15 protein-coding genes are annotated in these 14,936 nt (G+C 59.4%); 10 read left to right on the top strand and 5 right to left on the bottom strand.

Going from position 1 to position 14,936, the window contains the following annotated elements:
- Positions 1 to 168: 168 nt before the first annotated feature.
- Both AC0QKW_RS16820 and AC0QKW_RS16825 read right to left on the bottom strand, forming a co-directional pair.
- Positions 169 to 1,515: a DUF4335 domain-containing protein gene (locus tag AC0QKW_RS16820; RefSeq protein ID WP_473152242.1), complete on the bottom strand. Its 1,347-nt coding sequence runs from the start codon at positions 1,513 to 1,515 to the stop codon at positions 169 to 171.
- A gap of 44 nt (positions 1,516 to 1,559) precedes the next feature.
- Positions 1,560 to 2,144 (bottom strand): DUF3038 domain-containing protein, encoded by a 585-nt coding sequence (locus tag AC0QKW_RS16825; protein ID WP_473152243.1) that lies wholly within the window; start codon positions 2,142 to 2,144, stop codon positions 1,560 to 1,562.
- A 131-nt stretch (positions 2,145 to 2,275) separates the two neighbouring features.
- Here AC0QKW_RS16825 and AC0QKW_RS16830 point away from each other — a divergent pair, with 131 nt between their 5' ends.
- The 6 genes from AC0QKW_RS16830 (at position 2,276) to AC0QKW_RS16855 (ending at position 7,881) form a co-directional block, all read left to right on the top strand.
- Entirely contained in the window at positions 2,276 to 3,262 is a 987-nt protein-coding gene (locus AC0QKW_RS16830; RefSeq protein WP_473152244.1) for a carbohydrate ABC transporter permease, read from the top strand.
- Between the two features lie 20 nt (positions 3,263 to 3,282).
- On the top strand, positions 3,283 to 4,149 hold the full coding sequence (locus tag AC0QKW_RS16835) for a carbohydrate ABC transporter permease (protein WP_473152245.1): 867 nt from the start codon (positions 3,283 to 3,285) through the stop codon (positions 4,147 to 4,149).
- A gap of 105 nt (positions 4,150 to 4,254) precedes the next feature.
- Positions 4,255 to 5,361, top strand: a complete 1,107-nt coding sequence (locus AC0QKW_RS16840; RefSeq protein ID WP_473152246.1) for an ABC transporter ATP-binding protein — start codon at positions 4,255 to 4,257, stop codon at positions 5,359 to 5,361.
- Positions 5,362 to 5,593: 232 nt separating this feature from the next.
- Positions 5,594 to 6,850, top strand: a complete 1,257-nt coding sequence (locus AC0QKW_RS16845) for an ABC transporter substrate-binding protein (RefSeq protein ID WP_473152247.1) — start codon at positions 5,594 to 5,596, stop codon at positions 6,848 to 6,850.
- A gap of 86 nt (positions 6,851 to 6,936) precedes the next feature.
- Entirely contained in the window at positions 6,937 to 7,479 is a 543-nt protein-coding gene (locus AC0QKW_RS16850; RefSeq protein WP_473152248.1) for a Uma2 family endonuclease, read from the top strand.
- A 174-nt stretch (positions 7,480 to 7,653) separates the two neighbouring features.
- Positions 7,654 to 7,881, top strand: a complete 228-nt coding sequence (locus AC0QKW_RS16855) for a type II toxin-antitoxin system Phd/YefM family antitoxin (RefSeq protein WP_473152249.1) — start codon at positions 7,654 to 7,656, stop codon at positions 7,879 to 7,881.
- A 64-nt stretch (positions 7,882 to 7,945) separates the two neighbouring features.
- Here the strand turns inward: AC0QKW_RS16855 and AC0QKW_RS16860 are convergent, their stop codons facing one another.
- Positions 7,946 to 8,590, bottom strand: a complete 645-nt coding sequence (locus AC0QKW_RS16860; protein ID WP_473152250.1) for a YqiA/YcfP family alpha/beta fold hydrolase — start codon at positions 8,588 to 8,590, stop codon at positions 7,946 to 7,948.
- Positions 8,591 to 8,860: 270 nt separating this feature from the next.
- Here AC0QKW_RS16860 and leuB point away from each other — a divergent pair, with 270 nt between their 5' ends.
- The 3 genes from leuB to AC0QKW_RS16875 all read left to right on the top strand — a co-directional run bounded on the left by leuB (position 8,861) and on the right by AC0QKW_RS16875 (position 11,444).
- The gene (gene leuB / locus AC0QKW_RS16865; protein ID WP_473152251.1) at positions 8,861 to 9,943 is read left to right on the top strand and encodes a 3-isopropylmalate dehydrogenase; all 1,083 of its coding nucleotides are present in this window, start codon (positions 8,861 to 8,863) and stop codon (positions 9,941 to 9,943) included.
- Positions 9,944 to 10,025: 82 nt separating this feature from the next.
- Complete coding sequence (locus tag AC0QKW_RS16870; RefSeq protein ID WP_473152252.1) at positions 10,026 to 10,316, top strand: hypothetical protein; 291 nt, start codon at positions 10,026 to 10,028, stop codon at positions 10,314 to 10,316.
- A 387-nt stretch (positions 10,317 to 10,703) separates the two neighbouring features.
- Positions 10,704 to 11,444 carry a DUF561 domain-containing protein gene (locus tag AC0QKW_RS16875; RefSeq protein WP_473152253.1) on the top strand — a complete coding sequence of 247 codons (741 nt, stop codon included), beginning with the start codon at positions 10,704 to 10,706 and terminating at the stop codon, positions 11,442 to 11,444.
- 93 nt (positions 11,445 to 11,537) lie between these two features.
- On the opposite strand, the gene AC0QKW_RS16880 is transcribed toward AC0QKW_RS16875, so the two are convergent.
- Positions 11,538 to 12,674, bottom strand: a complete 1,137-nt coding sequence (locus AC0QKW_RS16880; protein ID WP_473152254.1) for a site-2 protease family protein — start codon at positions 12,672 to 12,674, stop codon at positions 11,538 to 11,540.
- A gap of 164 nt (positions 12,675 to 12,838) precedes the next feature.
- The gene (locus tag AC0QKW_RS16885; RefSeq protein ID WP_473152255.1) at positions 12,839 to 13,453 is read right to left on the bottom strand and encodes a ParA family protein; all 615 of its coding nucleotides are present in this window, start codon (positions 13,451 to 13,453) and stop codon (positions 12,839 to 12,841) included.
- Positions 13,454 to 13,861: 408 nt separating this feature from the next.
- Between AC0QKW_RS16885 and AC0QKW_RS16890 the strand changes: the two genes are divergently transcribed.
- Positions 13,862 to 14,851 (top strand): methyltransferase domain-containing protein, encoded by a 990-nt coding sequence (locus AC0QKW_RS16890; protein WP_473152256.1) that lies wholly within the window; start codon positions 13,862 to 13,864, stop codon positions 14,849 to 14,851.
- The last annotated feature ends 85 nt before the right edge of the window (positions 14,852 to 14,936 follow it).

Genomic DNA, 14,936 nt, shown 5'->3' on the forward strand with positions numbered 1-14,936 from the left:
TTCCCTAGCTCTATCTTGAGTGAAAAGCAGACCCCTTGGGGGCACGCCGTCACGATATTTTTTATGCCCAGATTTCCTGTCCCGACTTTGCGCCCTGACTTTGCGCCCCGACTTTGCACCTAGACGTTGAGCTTTACCAGCACCCTGTTTTTAGCCAGCCCGCTTTCTCTACGGACTGGCCGCTCCTGGGGGTACAACCACCACCTCTCCGGAAGGTAAAAACTGCACTTCTACAGTAATGACGTCGTCTCTGTCCACCCCCAGCAGCGTGGCACCGGGCTGGGGCAGGGTAGGCGTAGTTTGATAACTTGCCGAAAAATCGTTGAGCGGCTCCAGTGCCTCTACCGTGCCATCTGGCATGAGGGTGAGACGATAGCGCAACGGAGCAGCGAGGTTTGCAGGCGGTCGCCACTGCTGCTGAAGGGTGCTAGTGAGGGCCGCAATCCAATCTAGGGCCGTAGCTGGGGCGCTGGCAACCTCTGGGCTAGCGTCGAAGGTGTCTGGGCTGGCGGAGGCCGCTGGCGCAGCGGGGCCACCGGCAGGAGAGGCGGCCTGTTCTACTAGGGCGTCTGAGTCGGGGCGGGTCAGCCTTGCTCCGGCGCGGGCTTCGGCCTGGGGCGGGTAAGCGGGAGCGGGTTCAGGCTGGGGCGATCGCACCTCTGGAGTAGGAGCTGCCACAGGCGCTTGGGGCAAACCCTGGGGCATTGCTGCCGTACCCGAGTCGCTGAGGGTAGTCGGTGCCGTTGTGACCGGTGCTGGCAAGGCTTCCCCAGCGGCGGTGGGCGCTGCTGGGGCTAGAGAATCCGCTGATTCAGCCGTTACACCGGTCTCTGGTGCCGCTTCTTCTAGGCTTAGCTGCCGCTCATCGGGAGCTCCATTTTTAGCCACGCCATTAGCCGCGCTGCTGGGCGTCTGCGATTCGCTGGGAGACAATACGACTGGGCCAGGGGAGGTAGTAAGCAACTGGTTGCTCAGCAGGGCAGCAATACCCACCGCCGCCACCGACCCCAGCCACAGCGGCAACCTGGGGCGCGCAGAACGAGCCGCCTTGGGCAACGCCCCATCGGGCACAATTTGGAGTGAGCCTTCGGCTTGCTCTAGGGCATCGGCCAGGTCGGCTAGCTGTAGGGTAGACAGCTCTACAACGGTGGGTGAGCTGCTGTCTGCAGCCAGGGTCAGGCGATGGCGGGTGAGCCCCACCGGCTGTAGGGCGCTAGACCCCTGGGTCATGGCCTCTCCACTGCCCAGGGCAGCGGCACCGAGATGGTGCTGCACATAGCCCTGCACCAAATGAGCCAGGGTCGAAAACTGTGGCTCGCGCCCGCTGGCCTCAAACATCACGGCTTGGTTAGCAGCGGCAGACTGCTCATCGCCCCGCACCTGGAGCGTAAAGCGCGATCGCCCCAACACCGGGCGGCCCGTCACCTGGCTCAGCGGCGATAGCTCGCCCACCAGCCGTAGAGTACAGCTGCCCGCCGCGTATTCGTAGGAGGTGATGGTGGCGGTTTGAGCCATGAACTTAGGCAGGGTAGAGTGAGCTAACGCAGGCAGAGTCAGGATTACTTTTCGGTGCGATCGAGCAGGGCTACCCAAAGTTTTCGCTGACCGCCATTGCCACTGTAAAACAGCAGATCAACCAGCAGCTTCAGCCCTAGGGCAGTGAGCTCGTCGGTGGTAGCGGCTTGGTCACCTTCCATGCGGTCTTGGTAGGCGTTGCTAAAGGTGTCGAGGTAGTCGCCCAGTTGAGCGGCGCGGTGGGGGGCTTGCCCCTGGGCCAGAGCCTTTTCAAGCCGCGCCACAGCCTGACGAATGGGATCGCGATGGCTGGCCGCTAAATGGCAACTTACCAGCACCAGGGCGCGGGCTTCGTCCACATCGAGCTTTTTGCGGCCCTGGCCCTTGCGCAGGGGGCTAGCCTGGCGCAAGCGCCACAGATTGACGCGATCGCTCAACAAATCCGATACCCCTAGAGCATCTGCCGCCGCCAGCATGGCATCCGACCCCAGGCCGGTAAGGGCTTCTAGGGCCAGCAGCACCAGATCGAGCTGGGCCTTGATGCTGTGTAACTGCCTCGGGGTCAGAGAACCCTGGGGCTGGGCTGAGTTTGGCTCGCTGTTTAACTCTCTGGGGGAAGGCGGTTCCACCGGGTGGCCCTGTTAATAACGTAGAGGATTGGGCTAATTGTGGCACGGAGGTTGCAGTTCTTGAAACGGGTCGCCATGACCTGAAGTGGTCAAACCTCCGCTATATGATCAGGGATGGAGAGAATGGCTCTATGGATAGCAGCTTACTGTTGAAGGTGTTGGCGGCGGCCCTAGCCATTGTGGTGGGTAGTGGTGGGGCAATTGCGCTGTTCTACGGGGCAAATGAGCTGCTGGAGCGGTTTGCCCCAGCATGGCTCAAAGATCGCCTTTTGCCCTGGGTATTTTTGGCTCCGGCCCTGCTATCGCTGGGGGCGTACCTGGTGATTCCAACAATTGTGACCATTTGGATTAGCCTGCTAGATGCCCGTTCCCAAACCTTCGTCGGCTTCGCCAACTATCTGGGCCTGTTGAACGACCAGGACATGGGGGTCGCCGTTCGCAATAACCTGCTCTGGCTGGTGGGGGTGACCGGGGTGAGCGTCAGCCTGGGCCTGCTGATCGCCGTGCTGGCTGACCGGGTGCGCTACGAAGCGGTGCCCAAGACGTTGATCTTCTTGCCCATGGCCATTTCTTTCGTGGGGGCCAGCGTGATCTGGAAGTTTATCTACGCCTTTCGCCCGGCGGGGACGACCCAGATTGGCTTGCTGAATGGGGTGATCACCAGCCTGGGCTTTGAGCCGGTGGGCTGGCTGGTGGAGCGATCGCTCAATAATTTTGCCCTGATCGCCATTATGATCTGGCTGCAAACAGGATTTTGCATGGTGCTGCTCTCAGCGGCGGTGAAGGGCATTCCCCAGGAAATGTTAGAAGCTGCGCGCATGGATGGGGCCAACGAGGTGCAGATTTTTTGGCGCATCATTCTGCCCATGATCCGCTCCACCGTTTTGGTGGTCTCGACCACCACCGTGCTGCTGGTGCTCAAGGTCTTCGACATCGTCTACGTGATGACCGCAGGCAACCAGGGCACCGAGGTGATCGCCAGCCGCATGTTTAAGGAGATGTTTAGCTTTCGCCACTATGGTCGAGGCAGCGCGATCGCGGTGATTCTCCTGCTCGCCGTCATCCCTGTCATGGTCGTCAACATTCGCGAATTCCGCAGCCAAGAGCCTAGCCGCTAGCCCATTTCCCCAACGTTCCCATGCCCAAGCTTCATCGCCTCACTCTCTGGCTCAATCACACCCCTATCCACCTGGCGCTGATCGCCCTCTCTCTCCTGTGGACTCTGCCCAGCCTGGGGCTGCTGATCAGCTCCATGCGCCCCCCGGCTGACGTGCTCTCCACGGGCTGGTGGACGGTATTTATGCACCCCTTTGAGTTCACCCAGTACAGTCTGGAGAACTACCGCGCGGTGCTGGGGGCGGCAGGGATGGGGCAAGCACTGCTGAACAGCTTTACCATTGCGATTCCGGCGACGGCAATACCGATCGCGATCGCCGCCTTTGCCGCCTACGCCCTAGCCTGGATGGAGTTTCCCGGTCGCCAGGGGCTGTTTTTGGCGATCGTGGCGCTGCTGGTGGTGCCCTTGCAGATGACGTTTATTCCGCTGCTGCGGGCCTACCGCGACCTGGGCCTGACGGGCACCTTTGCCGGGGTGTGGCTGGCCCATACCGGCTACAGTTTGCCCCTGGGCATTTACCTGTTGTGCAACTTCATCCGGGCGCTGCCGAAGGATTTAATCGAGGCGGCGGCTATGGATGGGGCTACGCACCGGGCAATTTTTACGCGGGTAGTGGTGCCGCTGTCGATGCCTGCGATCGCCTCCTTTGCAGTCTTTCAATTTCTCTGGGTGTGGAATGATCTGCTGGTGGCCCTGGTATTTTTAGGCGGCACCCCCACCGTCGCGCCCCTGACCATTACCCTGACGAATCTGGTCGGCTCGCGGGGCCAAGACTGGCACCTGCTCACCGCTGGGGCATTTATTACCATGACGGTGCCGCTGCTGGTGTTTTTTGCCCTCCAGCGATACTTTGTGCGGGGGCTGCTGGCGGGCTCGGTAAAAGGATAGAAGCGTTGTTCGCGTAGCGTCTCCGAAGGCGAAATGCTGAGGTTTGAGTTTTCCGGCCTCAAATCTCAAACCTACCCTCATTGTTTCTTACCCACGGCAACCCCCATGGCTTCGGTCACCTTCAAGTCTGTTACCAAGCGCTACGACGATTTTGTAGCCGTGCGTGATTTAGATATCGAGATTGGCGATCGCGAGTTTCTGGTCTTTGTTGGCCCCTCGGGCTGCGGCAAGACCACGACTCTGCGACTGCTGGCGGGGTTAGACACCGTCACCGCTGGGGATATCTACATTGGCGATCGCCGGGTAAATGACCTGTCGCCGCGCGATCGCGACATTGCCATGGTGTTTCAGTCCTACGCGCTGTACCCCCACATGACCGTGTACGACAACATGGCCTTTAGCCTCGGGCTACAGGGCCTGGGCAAAGGCGACATTCAGCAGCGAGTGCAGCGGGCGGCGCAGCAGATGGGCATCGAAGACCTGCTCCAGCGCAAGCCGAAGGAGCTGTCGGGCGGGCAGCGACAGCGGGTGGCAGTGTGTCGGGCGATCGTCCGCGAACCAGCGGTGTTTTTGATGGATGAACCCCTGTCAAACCTAGATGCCCAGCTGCGGGTGCAGGCCCGCACCGAAATCAGCCGCCTGCACCGTGAGCTAGAGACGACATTTATCTACGTCACCCATGACCAGGTCGAAGCGATGACCATGGGCACCCGCATCGCTATTTTGAACCACGGCGTCTTGCAGCAGATCGACACCCCGCAGACCATCTACAGCAAACCCAAAAACAAGTTTGTAGCCGGGTTTATGGGCAGCCCAGCGATGAACTTCTTCGACGGGGCGCTAGTGGAACTGGCCGATCAGCTCTGGCTTAACTCTGAGGCGCTGACCCTGCCCTTACCGCCGACCACCCCGACCCAGTACCGGCGCTACATTGGCCAACGGGTCATCTGCGGTCTTCGCCCTGAAGATATTCACGACGCTGGCTACGTGCCCCCCGGCATTACTACCACCCCGCTCAAGGGCACCATCAGCCATATCGAGCCCATTGGCAACGAGGTGATTGTCTACCTCACCCTAGGCGATGGGCAGACCTTTGCCGCCCGGGTTGACCGGCGATCGCCCCTGGCCCTGGGCAACACCGTTGAAATGGCCGTCAATATAGACGCCCTGCACCTGTTTGACCCCCATACTGAAGCAGCGATCGCCGCCTAGGGTCGGCATCTATGCCCAAAATTATCTCCAAAACTCAGGCCAGCGGCATCGCCAGGGTAGATCGTTGCGAATCCTAGCGATCCTAGGGAATTGCGCCAGCGCCATCGTAGGGTGAGCAAAGACAAAAGTAGCTCAGAGTTACGCTGCGATCGCGCTCCTATCCAGCTTCGGCATTTAGCCGCCTCCTACCTTTATGGCAAAACTTTTCCCGCTTGTTGGCTTGTCTCTCACCGTGAGTGTTTTGGTTTTTGGGTGCAAATCCCAGCCTGACGATCCCCAAACCACCGCAGTGCAGCCCGGTGACACCATCACCATCTTGGGCACTCTGACCGGCGTGGGTGAGGCCAAACTGCGGCAGGCCATGGCCCCCTTTACCGAGGCCACCGGGGTTGAGGTCATCTACGAAGGCAGCGACGCTTTTACGACCCTCGTGCCCGTGCGGGTCGATTCGGGTAACCCGCCCGATATAGCCCTATTCCCCCAGCCGGGGCTGATGCTAGATTTTGCCCGCGAGGGGCAAATGGTGCCCCTGACTAACTTTATCGATCGCCCCACCCTGGCCGCTGCCTACGACGAGTACCTGCTAAACCTGGTCAGCCTAGACGACGATGTCTACGGTCTATGGATGCGGGCCGACGTGAAAAGCCTGGTGTGGTACAACCCCCAGGCCTTTGCGGCCAAGGGCTACACCGTGCCAGAGACCTGGGCCGAGCTGGAGGCGTTGAGCGATCGCATAATCGCCGACGGCAGCAAACCCTGGTGCATGGGCATGGAAAGCGGCCAGGCCACGGGCTGGGTCGGCACTGACTGGGTCGAAGACATCCTGCTCAGGCAGGCGGGGCCAGCGGTGTATGACCAGTGGGTCAGCCACGAGATTCCGTTCTCAGACCCCCAGGTTAAGGCGGCCTTTGAGGGCTTTGGGGCGATCGCCCTCAACCCCGACGCAGTGCTGGGTGGCACTACCGGCATTCTCAGCACCCCCTTTGGCGAAGCCCCCCTGCCTCTGTTTGCCGACTCACCAGGCTGCTACCTACACCACCAGGCCAGCTTTATCGTGGAATTTTTGCCAGACAGTATCGAGCCCGGTGTCAATATCAGCGTCTTTCCCCTGCCGCCGATCGACCCCGACCAGGGCCAGGCGGTGATATTGGGCGGCATTCTCTTTGGCGTGTTTAACGATACGCCAGCGGTGCGCGCCTTAATGACCTACCTGGCCACCCCCGAACCCCACAGCATCTGGGCTGGGCTGGGCAGCTATATCTCACCCCACCAGCAGGTGAGTCTCGACGCTTACCCCGACGACCTTACCCGCAAGCAGGCCGAGATTCTACGCGAGGCAGATATCCTCCGCTTTGACGGAGCCGACCTGATGCCTGGGGCCGTTGGCACCGGGGCGTTTTGGTCGGGCATTGTCGACTACGTCGATGGTCAAGACCTCGACACGATACTGGGAAACATCGATGCCGCCTGGCCCCCCGACAGTCAGTAGGCAATGCGCTAGTTATTAAGAAGCCAGCCTTGCTTTATACCTTGTCATACTAGACATCAACGCCATTAGCTCTGGAGTAGCCCGCCATGGCAGTGACCCTGACTCGCTGGACACTGGACGACTATCACCGCATGATTGAGGCTGGGTTGTTCGTCAACCGACGGGTAGAACTTTTGAATGGGCTAGTTGTTGAAATGGCTCCGGAAGGCCCTGATCACGCTGACCTCTCAACCGATGCCGATGAGCTGTTCGTAGCGCAAGCGCGAGGGCGGTATCGAGTCCGCGTTGCCAAGCCTATGACCATAGCCGCAACGGGCAGTGAGCCTGAACCTGATATTGCTTTGGTTAAGCGCAAATCTTATCGCCAGGGGCACCCAGCACCTGCGGATGTGTACCTCATTATTGAATTTTCAAATACAACCCTAGCCAAAGACACTGACGAAAAGCGCCTAGCCTACGCCGCAGCGGGCATCCAAGATTACTGGGTAGCCAACCTCAAGGACAGAGAACTCATCATCTACCGTCAACCGATAGAGGGCGATTATCAGATTGAGCAGCGCCTGCGTCAGGGGTCAGTAGCGCCGCTCGCTTTTCCCGATATTACCGTAGCGGTTGACTCGCTGATCTAAAGCGATCCCAGCGCCGTAGCCTGGGTCATGAATTGGGCCTGATCATTTGTTTCAACGGGCTGGAGTCCATTCTTATCATACCCGTTGCCTCTGGAGGCCAGCACGGTCGGGAACCGGGTTTACGAACAGGCTGCGATCGCTAAACTAGAAGAAATCCAGTGAGGCAGAAACCCGATGGCACAGTGGCTGTTGACAGAGGCGCAAAGCAACTTACAGCACCTCATCGATCAAGTGACCCAGTCTCACCAGCCAATTGTGATCGCTGGGGCCGAGAGCAATGCTGTGCTGCTGTCCGAAGAAGACTGGGCCAGCATTCAAGAAACGCTCTATTTACTCTCTGTGCCCGGCATGCGGGAATCAATTAAAGCAGGGCTGGCCACTCCAACTGACGCCTGCGATTGAGGATGAACACACCGTAAAAATTCTGCGGATGTGGACTCATTATGAGTAAATGGCGATCGCCTCTTCAAAGCCCTAAAAACGCCTGCGTGTGCCGCCAGATGTCGGCCTCTACTTCCGTCAGGGCGTGATCGCTGGGCAGTTCGACCAGGCGCACCCAGGGGCGGGTAGCCGCGTAGGCGCGGCTGGCTTCTATAGAGATAGTCTCGTCCTCGGTGCCGTGAAGAATTAGGGTGGGGATGTTAGCCCGCAGATCTTCGTCTTTGTAGCCCTGGGCATCGGTGATGAAATTGTAGTGGAGGGGAATCTGCTGCTGCTCGGTGTAGTGGTAGACCGAGAGGGTGCCCTCAGTGCGCCAGACTTCAAGTGCTTCTGATCCAAGGCGCGGTAACCACTGCTTAAGAAAGTGGAAGGCGGGGGCCAGCAGCACCAGTTTCTCAATGCGTTCGGTAATGCTGACCTGCTGGGCGACCCAGGCGGCGGTGAGGCCCCCCAGACTAGAGCCAATCAGCACCGTGGGTTCATCCTGAGCCAAAATCAGGGCGCTGACCTGCTGAATCTGGCGGCTGAGGGTGAGGTGGGCAAAGTCGTCCCGGTTCAAATCAGGAACAACTAGATCTAATCCTAAGGCGGCGAAGCGGGCCTGCATGGCCTGGGCTTTGGCGGAGCTGGGGCTGGAGGCAAAGCCGTGAAGGTAGAGATATTGGAGCATGGGGTGGGGAGTGGGTGAGTAGGTGGGTGATTCTTTTGAGAGACCGCAGATTAAATCAAAGCAGGAATCTCGTAGGGGCAAACGGTTGTTTGCCCAGACAGGGTATTGGCCACAAGCTAGAGTTAAGTGGGTCAGGTTGGGTATTAATCAGTTGGTAGAAAGCAGACGGGGTAGGGTTGGCCCCTGGGGGTATGATATTGAATCGGTGTGCTTCCCAGGCTGGTTGGTGGGCAGTGCCCACCCAACGGTAAATCACATTTCTCCAACGCTATGACTTCGACTTATCGCATTACCCTGCTGCCCGGTGACGGCATTGGCCCTGAGATTATGGCGGTGGCGGTGGATGTGCTTAAAACCGTGGGCAGCCAGATGGATCTGGCCTTTGAGTTTGAGGAGGCGCTGATTGGCGGGGCGGCGATCGATGCCACTGGGGAGCCGCTGCCGGAGGCGACGCTGAAGACCTGCAAGGCCAGCGATGCGGTGCTGCTGGCGGCGATCGGCGGCTACAAGTGGGATGCATTGCCCCGTCACCAGCGTCCTGAGACGGGGCTGCTGGGTCTGCGATCGGGTCTAGAACTCTTTGCCAACCTGCGCCCAGCCACCATTTTGCCGCAGCTGATCGATGCCTCTTCCCTTAAGCGAGAAGTCGTCGAGGGCGTAGATATTATGGTGGTGCGAGAATTAACCGGCGGCATCTACTTTGGCAGCCCCAAGGGGGTGTTTGAGAGCGAAGCCGGGGAAAAGCGGGGGGTCAACACCATGGCCTACACCGACAGCGAGATCGATCGCATCGGCAAAGTCGCCTTTGAAACGGCCCAAAAACGGCGTGGGCAGCTGTGCTCAGTGGATAAGGCCAACGTACTGGAGGTGTCGCAGCTGTGGCGCGATCGCATCACCGCCCTCTCCGCTGACTATCCCGATGTCACCCTGACTCATATGTATGTCGACAATGCCGCCATGCAGCTGATCCGCTGGCCCAAGCAGTTTGACACCATTGTCACCGGCAACCTGTTTGGCGACATTCTCTCAGATGCGGCGGCAATGCTGACCGGCAGCATTGGCATGCTGCCCTCTGCCAGCCTGGGGGCCAGCGGGCCTGGGGTCTACGAACCCGTCCACGGGTCGGCCCCCGACATCGCCGGGCAAGACAAGGCCAACCCCCTGGCCCAGGTGCTCAGCGCCGCCATGATGCTGCGCTACGCCCTCGATCAGCCCGTTGCCGCTGACCATATTGAGCAAGCCGTGACAAAAGTACTCGATCAGGGTTATCGAACTGGCGATATCATGTCGGAGACCATGACCCAGGTGGGGTGCAAAGCCATGGGCGAAGCCCTGCTGCGCGCCCTGGCGTAAAGTTCTTTCTAGAAGCCCTTCTAGAGTTTGCTGCCCCGGTCAAGATCAATTAAAGTCTTGTCTATAAGCGCACAGGTGAGCCGTGTACGGTCTACAGCAACCCCCTTCCTCTATTCCGCCTTCTGTCCAGCCCAGCCCCCAGCTACCAGATGCGGGTATCTTTCCATCGGCGCTCAACCCGGCTCTGCTAAAGTCAGCCCGGCAAATTTACCGTACCTACTACGAAGTCCATCCCGAAGACGTACAGCGCCCCATCGGCATTGCCATTAGCACCAAGACCCACCGCGGCAAGCTGATTTTTGGCGATCGCCCCGTGCTGCTGCCCAACGAGTGTTTCGTCCCCATTAGCCAGATCGAGCCAGGCCTCCACTAAAGGTCATTTTCACCCCAACACATCCCCGATTAACAAACCGTTCTTTCGTAGGGGCAAACGGCTGTTTGCCCGATTTAGCGATATCTGTTGCGGGAAATAGCCTAGAGCTCATAGCAAATCCGAGTCACATAACCCCGATTCCCAAAAGGCCGAACCGTAGGGGCAAACGGTTGTTTGCCCTGCTGAATCGGGGTAGACAAGGAGGATTTAGTATTAGCCGTAGCCAGAGGCCTCACTCCCCAACTATGGCGCGAGCAGTTGAGCCTTGAAGGGGTGAAAATCTCGGTGCCCGCAATTTGGCTGACAATGCGACAATAGGGCAAATTAGCGCCTGCCCAACCAGTTCGATATGGGCAGGTCACTGACCCAATCTTGAGAGATAGACCTATGCGCTCTGACTTACAACGCGCCCTTGACACCCGCAGCGCCATCAAAATCATCAGCGGCCTCACCAACTTTGACCCCCAGCGGGTCGTGGCCGTGGTCAAAGCCGCCGACCAGGGCGGGGCCACCTTTGTGGATATCGCCGCCGATGCCGACCTAGTGCGTCTGGCCAAGGCTGCCACCACATTGCCCATCTGCGTCTCCGCCATTGAGGCTGAAGCCTTCCTCGCCCCCGTAGCCGCTGGCGCTGACCTAATCGAAATTGGCAACTTCGACGCTTTCTACGCCCAGGGTCGCCGCTTTGAGGCCCCCGAAGTGCTAGAACTCACCCGTCGCACCCGTGCCCTGCTGCCCGAGATCACTCTGTCGGTCACGGTGCCCCACATTCTGGCGCTCGATGAGCAGGTCAGCCTGGCCGAAGCGCTGGTAGAAGCTGGAGCCGACATCATTCAAACCGAGGGCGGCACCTCTAGCCAGCCTGCTCACCCCGGCACCCTGGGGCTGATTGAGAAGGCAGCACCTACCCTGGCGGCGGCCCACGCGATTTCGCGAGCAGTCAATGTGCCTGTGCTCTGTGCATCGGGCCTGTCGGATGTAACAGCTCCCATGGCGATCGCCGCTGGGGCCGCTGGGGTCGGTGTTGGCTCTGCGGTCAACAAGCTCGACAATTCGCTGGCCATGGTGGCCGTGGTGCGCCAGCTGGTCGAAAGCATCCAAGCCGTACGGGTTAGGGTTGTAGGCTAAGCCCTAATATCGACCCAAAGCAAAGAGGGGGAACTCACGCGACGAGTTCCCCCTCTTTGTTTAAGCGATTTTATTTAAGCGATCGCAAATCGGTTAGCTCATCTGTAGCTCAGAGCGCGACAGGCGACCCAGGGCTAAGGCTTGAATGGTGGCTTTCTCAATCAGCCCCGAGAGAGAACCGTCGCTTTGAATGACAGCCAGGGTCTGAACCTTCTGGCTTTCTAGCGTCTGCATCACTTCCAGGAGAGGACGAGCTGCTTCCACGGTAGCGATGTCCTCAGCAGAGGCCATGATGGCCGCGACGGAAGTGGTTTCCCATTGCTCACGGGGCACCTGCTTGAGCGCATCTATCAGCACCGTGCCCACCAGACGCCCCGTGGCATCGGCCACCAAAAACTTGCGCCATGCCGAAGGGGCCGCCAGCAGGGCATCGTCGGCAAACTCTCGCAGAGACACCGCAGCAGCAATGACTGGGCTGTCGGGAGCAACCGCATCAGCCGCCGTGAGGCCGGTTAAGCGTCCCTGAAATTCACCAAACTGGGCCGTGCGGTTGGCGTTTTGCAGCATAAAGAGGCCAATCAGCAGCGTCCACAGGCTGCCAATGGGGCTCAGTCCAACGATGGAGGCGGCACCCAGGGCGATCGCACTCCAGCCGATTACCTGACCGACGCGGCTGGCAAACACCAGACCCTTGTAAGGCTGGCCGGTAATCTGCCAAACGATCGACTTCAGCACGTTGCCGCCGTCTAGGGGCAGGCCAGGGATCAGGTTAAAGGCACCCAGCGCTAGATTGATGTAAGCCAGCAGGCCGACAATGCCGGCGATCGGGCCAGTTAGGGGCAGCACCTGCCCAGCCACAGAGAACAGCCCAAACAGGGCAAAACTCACCAGGGGGCCTGCGATCGCCACCCAAAACGCACCCTTAGGCGTCTCAGACTCTTTCTCTAGGGCCGCCAAGCCGCCAAACAAAAACAGCGTAATCGAGTTCACCCCAATGCCCTGGCGCAGCGCTGCAAAACTGTGGCCCAGCTCGTGGGCCAGTACCGAAGCAAACAACATCAGTGCCGAAGCCAAACCCAGCACCCAGGGCAGCGCCCCACCCAAGTAGGGAAACGCCACCGCCAAACCGCTGCCGTACTGCCAGGTCACCAGCAGCAGCACCAAAAACCACGACACATTCACATAAAAGGGAATGCCAAACAAATTCCCTACTCGCAAGTTGCCATTCATAGGGCACCTCATAATCAAAACCTGAGGATAGAGAGGGCCATCCTGGGACGTAATTCTCTATCCATGGCCTCATTGTAACGAACTGTTAACTAACCTCTCATCTGTCCGTAGTGGGGAGAACCGAAGGATTCTGGATGGGTTAGCGCCGGGGCACAACCAGAGGTTCATGGCTCTATCACTGGCACCAAAGCCAAAATCTCTTTGCCGATCGCCACATAGTCTTGCCAACTGGCCTCCGCCTTGGGGTCTTTGACATCGTAGACCGCCGTACCGGCTAGGGCCGCCTTTTGAAAGGCCGCATAGCGACGAATGCCCCCCGCCAGCAGGGGCAGACCGGTCGTGGTGAGCATAGCCCGCACCTCCGCCCCCGCCCGACTGGGGTACGGGGGTATCATCGTCAGCAGGATGCGGTAGGGCTGGCTGGGTATGCCAGCCAGGTGTTGCACCGTCAGAGCCAGGGCATCTAACGCCAGAATATCTGGCGTCGTCGGCAGCACCAGTAAGTCACAGGTGGCGGCCAGCTCGGCTAAATCGTCCCTGGTGGGGCGCGCCGGGGTGTCGATCACCACATGGCCATGGGGGCGGGGAATATCGTTAGCCTGCCAAGGGTCAACCACCCAAAAGGGCAGCTCACCGCGGCTGGCCCAGGCCAAGGCTGAGCCATTGGGGTCGGCATCTATCAGCAGCGTTTCGGCATGGCCCTGGAGAAAAGCCGCCAGATGGATAGCGGTGGTCGTTTTGCCTACGCCCCCTTTAAAGCTAGCGACGGTCACAATCATCGGGTTGTGTAGCTCAAAACTCCCAGGGTTCTCTCTCCTAGGGTATAGTCAATTGCCAGCGGCAACGGGAGAACCATTGCAGGCAACACCGTAGAACTTCCGAGGTTATGTGAGCCGTCTTTAAAGCTGGCCGTGATATTTCTGTAAACTCTCAGTGATCATACCCAGGGAGGTGGCTGATTAGGTAAGGTAGACCTAAGCGCTAACAGGGCGGCTTAGTTTTTCATAACTTGCACGTCAGACAGGCGTCTCCTGATGGGGTTTCCCCCGGCTTATGCCGGGGGTTTTTATTTGCAAGGGCGATCGCACGCCACCACAAACACTGCATTCAAGTTGATCGAGAGCCGCAACCTTGTCACAATAGGTACATAATCAGCGATTCAACTTTTTTGGCGGTGCTCCCCTGCAATGAACTCGATTGGCATTTTCAGCCTGCTGCTGGCGCTACCAGCGGCGGGGCTAGCGGTCTACTTTCTGACACCCCGCCGTTACGAGTCTGCCGACTCGGTGGCCAACTCCTACGACCAGTGGACTGAAGACGGCATTTTAGAATTTTACTGGGGTGAGCACATTCACCTCGGTCACTACGGGTCGCCGCCGCGCCGCAAAGCCTTTTTGGCCGCCAAGGCAGATTTTGTCCATGAGATGGTGCGCTGGGGGGGCTTAGACCGCCTGCCAGCGGGCACCACCGTGCTCGATGTGGGCTGTGGCATCGGCGGCAGCAGCCGAATTTTGGCCCGCGACTACGGGTTTGCGGTCACCGGCGTTACTATCAGCCCCAACCAAGTCAGACGGGCGCAGGAGCTGACTGCCGCTGGGGTCTCGGCCCGGTTTCAGGTCGATGACGCCATGGCGCTGTCGTTCCCCGATGCCAGCTTTGATGTGGTTTGGTCAGTGGAGGCTGGCCCCCACATGCCCGACAAGGCCGTATTTGCTCGCGAGCTGCTGCGGGTGCTAAAACCCGGCGGTATTTTAGTCGTCGCCGATTGGAACCAGCGGGACGATCGCAGGGTTCCACTCAACGCCTGGGAAAAGCCGGTAATGCGACAGCTGCTCGACCAGTGGTCTCACCCCGCCTTTGCCAGCATTGAAGGCTTTGCCGAACAGCTAGAGTCCACAGGGCTTGTGGCAGGCCAGGTCGACACCGCCGACTGGACCCAAGCCACGCTGCCCTCATGGCTTGATTCGATCTGGCAGGGCATTGTCCGGCCAGCGGGGCTAGTCAAGTTTGGCCTGCCGGGCTTGATAAAGTCGGTGCGGGAAGTGCCCACCCTGCTGCTAATGCGGCTAGCCTTTGGCGCTGGGCTTTGCCGCTTTGGCATGTTCCGAGCGGTGCGGGCTGAGGTCGCTGCTGCCCCACCCCCAGTGACCACCGCCGCCCATAATTACCCCACCTAACCAACCTGAGTTTGGGATTGGAAAAGTCCTTAACGAAGCAAGCCCACTGTCCCCTCCTGGGAGGGGTAGGGGTGGGTTGGTCCAT

The organism is Pseudanabaena sp. PCC 9330, from assembly GCF_055795045.1.

Bases quoted from the DNA above. Each gene is read 5' to 3' on its own strand.
- AC0QKW_RS16820 (WP_473152242.1), bottom strand. From the start codon at position 1,515: ATGGCTCAAACCGCCACCATCACCTCCTACGAATACGCGGCGGGCAGC.
- AC0QKW_RS16830 (WP_473152244.1), top strand. From the start codon at position 2,276: ATGGATAGCAGCTTACTGTTGAAGGTGTTGGCGGCGGCCCTAGCCATT.
- AC0QKW_RS16835 (WP_473152245.1), top strand. From the start codon at position 3,283: ATGCCCAAGCTTCATCGCCTCACTCTCTGGCTCAATCACACCCCTATC.
- AC0QKW_RS16840 (WP_473152246.1), top strand. From the start codon at position 4,255: ATGGCTTCGGTCACCTTCAAGTCTGTTACCAAGCGCTACGACGATTTT.
- AC0QKW_RS16850 (WP_473152248.1), top strand. From the start codon at position 6,937: ATGGCAGTGACCCTGACTCGCTGGACACTGGACGACTATCACCGCATG.
- AC0QKW_RS16855 (WP_473152249.1), top strand. From the start codon at position 7,654: ATGGCACAGTGGCTGTTGACAGAGGCGCAAAGCAACTTACAGCACCTC.
- AC0QKW_RS16860 (WP_473152250.1), bottom strand. From the start codon at position 8,590: ATGCTCCAATATCTCTACCTTCACGGCTTTGCCTCCAGCCCCAGCTCC.
- leuB (WP_473152251.1), top strand. From the start codon at position 8,861: ATGACTTCGACTTATCGCATTACCCTGCTGCCCGGTGACGGCATTGGC.
- AC0QKW_RS16875 (WP_473152253.1), top strand. From the start codon at position 10,704: ATGCGCTCTGACTTACAACGCGCCCTTGACACCCGCAGCGCCATCAAA.
- AC0QKW_RS16880 (WP_473152254.1), bottom strand. From the start codon at position 12,674: ATGAATGGCAACTTGCGAGTAGGGAATTTGTTTGGCATTCCCTTTTAT.
- AC0QKW_RS16885 (WP_473152255.1), bottom strand. From the start codon at position 13,453: ATGATTGTGACCGTCGCTAGCTTTAAAGGGGGCGTAGGCAAAACGACC.
- AC0QKW_RS16890 (WP_473152256.1), top strand. From the start codon at position 13,862: ATGAACTCGATTGGCATTTTCAGCCTGCTGCTGGCGCTACCAGCGGCG.